General features: G+C 73.8%; 5 protein-coding genes. 1 reads left to right on the top strand and 4 read right to left on the bottom strand.

The features are described 5' to 3' along the window. The coding region (locus PKY62_RS12540; RefSeq protein ID WP_324537462.1) for an aminotransferase class III-fold pyridoxal phosphate-dependent enzyme at nucleotides 1-687 on the top strand (687 nt) is incomplete at its 5' end. 96 nt (nucleotides 688-783) lie between these two features. On the opposite strand, the gene PKY62_RS13390 is transcribed toward PKY62_RS12540, so the two are convergent. From PKY62_RS13390 to PKY62_RS12525, 4 genes are all read right to left on the bottom strand, one after another. Further along, on the bottom strand, nucleotides 784-1,068 hold the full coding sequence (locus PKY62_RS13390) for a FeoC-like transcriptional regulator (RefSeq protein ID WP_502875846.1): 285 nt from the start codon (nucleotides 1,066-1,068) through the stop codon (nucleotides 784-786). Between the two features lie 77 nt (nucleotides 1,069-1,145). Next, nucleotides 1,146-3,176, bottom strand: coding sequence for a ferrous iron transport protein B (feoB, locus tag PKY62_RS12535; RefSeq protein ID WP_324537460.1), 2,031 nt, complete (start codon nucleotides 3,174-3,176; stop codon nucleotides 1,146-1,148). Next, on the bottom strand, nucleotides 3,173-3,400 hold the full coding sequence (locus PKY62_RS12530) for a FeoA family protein (RefSeq protein ID WP_324537464.1): 228 nt from the start codon (nucleotides 3,398-3,400) through the stop codon (nucleotides 3,173-3,175). Before PKY62_RS12530 ends, feoB begins: the two co-directional genes overlap by 4 nt. A gap of 80 nt (nucleotides 3,401-3,480) precedes the next feature. After that, a partial coding sequence (locus PKY62_RS12525) for a GntR family transcriptional regulator (protein ID WP_324537458.1) occupies nucleotides 3,481-3,837 on the bottom strand: 357 nt, incomplete at its 5' end.

Here is a 3,837-nt window from a genome sequence, read left to right as displayed (position 1 = left end):
GTGATCGTCGAACCCGTGCTCCAAGGGGCGGGCGGGATGCACGTCTACAGCCCGCATGCCGTCGCGGTGCTGCACGACCTGGCGCGTGAGCACGGGGCGCTGGTCATCCACGACGAGATCGCCACAGGGTTCCACCGGACCGGGCCGCTGTGGGCGGGGGCGGGGTCCCACCGGCGCGGATCTGACCAGGTGGTCACGTCTGCACCGGACATCCTCTGCGTCGGCAAGGCACTGACCGGCGGCTACCTGTCTCTCGCCGCGGTGCTGTGCACCTCCGCCGTCGCCCGGGGCGTCAGCGCCGGTGAGGCCGGTGGGCTCATGCACGGCCCGACCTTCATGGGCAACCCGCTGGCCTGCGCCATCGCCTCCGCGAACCTCGACCTGCTCGCAGCCCGCGACCCGGCCGGGGAGGTGACCCGCATCGAACGTGGCCTGAGCGCGGGACTGGAGCGGGCGGCATCCCTGACGAGCGTCGCGGACGTGCGCGTGCTGGGGGCCGTCGGAGTCGTGCAGCTGCGCGAGCCCGTTCGCGGCGCCGAGGTGACGGCCGCCGCCCTCGAGCGTGGCGTGTGGGTGCGGCCGTTCCGCGACCTCGTCTACACGATGCCGCCCTACGTGAGCACCGACGACGACCTCGCCACCCTCACGGCCGCGCTGGTCGGAGCGGTCGGGGCCGTCCACGGCTGAGCTACCCGAACGCGGGATCCCCAGAGGCTGGCGCCGAACACAGCGCGCTGCAGACAGCGCAGGATGCCGCGCCCTCTGCAGCGCTGATGGCTCGACTCAGCGTCGGGGCACCGAGATGGACACGAGCACCGGCCCGGACTGGTGCGCCGACGGGCCGCTGGCCCCACATCCGGCAGCGGCACCCGCGCCGCTCGCGTCCCCTGCAGCTGACGCACACGACCCGCAGCCACCCGAGGGGCAGCCCACCGCCAGCTCACGAGCCTCGAGCCGGCCCATCCGCACGAGGTGGTCCACGCACGCGCGCACGGTGTCCAGCGGTAGGTCGCACCGCGTCGCGACCTCCGCGAACGAGCCACACCCGCCTTCGAAGGCGGCGAGCACGGCCGACAGCGGGCGGCGAGCGCTCCCGGCATCCGGCACCACGGCATCCGGCCCGACCTCGACATCCCGGCGTCCCCTCACCAGAACACCCGGCCCACCTGGAAGACCGCGACGGCCAACACCCACGCGACACCGAGCTGGAGGACGACACCGAACGCCGTCCAGCGCATCCCGAGCTCCCGGCGCTGCGCGGCCAGGGTCGCGACGCAGGGGGTGTAGGCGAGCAGGAAGACCATGAAGGCCATGACCGCCACCCCCGTGTGACCGCCGCTCGCGACGTCGAAGGTCTGCTGCAGCTGGGCACCGAGCGCACCCGGCTCGCGCGAGGAGGCCGGCTCGGCCAGGGCGAAGGTCTGCGCCCACGACGAGATGACCGCCTCCTTGGCGACGAACCCCACGAGCAGGGCAGACACCGCCTCCCACGCACCGAAGCCCGCAGGCGCGAGCAGCGGCGCGACGGCTCGGGAGAGCTCGGCGTACAGGCTGTCGGCCACGGCGACCTCACCGAACGCGCCCGAGCCGGAGCCGACGGGGATGGACTGCAGCAGCCAGACCACGACGACCGTGGCGACGATGATGCCGGATGCCGTGCGCAGGAACCCTTCGAGCCTCAGCCACGTCGCGGCGAGACTGAGCCGCGCCGTCGGCCGCTGATAGGGCGGCAGGTCGATGACGAGGGGGTCGCTGCCGACGGTGCGCCACAGGGTCGCGCGCAGGGCCAACCCGACGAGGACCACGAGCAGGATTGACACGAGGTACATCGCGAACACGACGGTGCCCGCCTGCTGCGGGAAGAACGTCGTCGCGAGCAGCACGTAGACCGTCAGCCGCGCCGTGCACGACGTGAACGGCACGAGCAGCGCGGTGAGCACCCGATGGCGCGCGTTGGGCAGGATGCGGGTCGCTGAGATCGCCGGCACGTTGCAGCCGAAGCCGACGACCAGCGGCAGGAACGCCCGGCCGGGCAGGCCCAGGCGGCCCATGAGGCGGTCGGTGACGACGGCCGCGCGGGCGAGGTAGCCAGAGTCCTCGAGCAGCGCGAGCAGCAGGAACATCAGCGCCATGAGCGGCACGAAGGTCAGCAACATGCCGACCCCGGCGATGATGCCGTCGACGACGAGCCCGCGAATCGGGCTGTCCCCCAACCCGACTGCGTCGACGAGCCGGCCTCCGGCGGTCGAGACCGGCCCGGAGACGAACGCGTCGAGGGCGTCCTGCAGCGGAGCCGCGAGCGTCGTCGTGGCCTGGAAGACCAGCCACATGACCGCGAGGAAGAGCAGCGGGCCGATCACCGGCGCGGTGGCGAACCGGTCGATGCGGTCGGACCAGGTCCGCCGTTCACGACCCACGGCGCGCACGGATGCCGTGACGACCGTGTCGATCCACGCGAACCGTTCGTCGGCGGCGGCCAGGTCGTCGAGCCCATCGGTGGCGGGTGCAGCGACAGGCCCGGCGGCGGGGTCGTGGTCTTGGCCGGCGGCGGGGTCGGCCGTCGAAGCGAGGCGCGGCACGGCATCCGCCGTCCCGAGTTGGCGTGACACAGTCTCCACGAGCCCATCGACACCGGACCGACGACGAGGGTCGATCGCGACGACGGGGCAGCCGACCGCGGCGGCGAGCGCCACGGCATCCACCTCGATGCCGCGGCGGGCTGCGACATCGCCCATCGTCACGGCAACGACGACGGGCAGCGTGGTCTCGCGCACCTGGGCGACGAGGTAGAGGCTGCGGGCGAGGTGGGCCGCGCTGGCCACGACGACGACGACATCGGGGCGGCCCGGGGGTGGGGCGAGCACGACCTCTCGGGTCAGCGCCTCGTCGGGGCTCATCGGGTCGAGGGAGTAGGAGCCGGGAAGGTCGACGACGTCCGCAACGGCGCCCCGGGCCCCGAGGGGGCACGCGCCCCGGCCGACCTCCACTGTGGTGCCGGGCCAGTTGCCGACGGTGCGGCGGGCCCCGGTCAGGGCATTGAACAGCGTCGACTTGCCGACGTTAGGGGCCCCACAGAGCACGACGACCGGGGCACCGGCGGGAGCCTGCTCGGCGGCGGCGTCCTCGTGGCACGACGGCGCCGCGACCGAGCGGGGTGCGGGCGGGCTCGTGCTCACCGCGGCACCGGCGCGAGCAGGATCGAGGCGAGCACGTCACGGCCGAGGGCGATCCGCGAGCCCGCCACGTCGATGACCCGGCCGCCACCGGCGCACCGTTGCACGCACCGGACGTGGCTGCCGGGGCGGATGCCGAGCTCGGCCAGGCGCCGCGTGAGGGCGGGCGGGGCGTCGGTGGACAGCACGCGCAACTGAGCCCCGATCGGGGCCTGCGCGAGTGACATCGTCACCCTCGAAACGCTAGTCCTGATGGCGGGCGCACTGGTAATCGGGCTGGGCGCCCTGACTGGGGCGCCGCGGCCGGTCAGCCGAGTGCTGCCCGACGCACGGCATCCGTGGCTGCCTCAGCGGAAGCGCCGAGCATTCGTGCGCGCGCGAGGTAGGCCGCAGCCGCTTCCTCGAGCGCCCGCTCAGGGGTCGCGGTCGCCGGCGGGGTCGGTGCGACCCGGGTGCCGCCTCCACGGCGCGACCGCACGTAGCCGGCCTGCTCGAGCTCGCGGTAGGTGCGAGCGACGGTGCCGGCCGCCAACCCGAGGTCGACGGCAAGCTGGCGTACGGGCGGCAGGCGGTCGCCCGGCGAGAGGACTCCTGAGCCGATGAGGTCGGCGAGCTGCCGGCGCAGCTGCTCGTAGGGCGGCGTCGGATCGAGGACGTCGACCGT

This window comes from Actinotalea sp. (genome assembly GCF_035443605.1).
GTDB lineage: Bacteria > Actinomycetota > Actinomycetes > Actinomycetales > Cellulomonadaceae > Actinotalea.
Note: the sequence above shows the minus strand (reverse complement) of the source record. Positions and strands in the feature narration are given on the sequence as shown.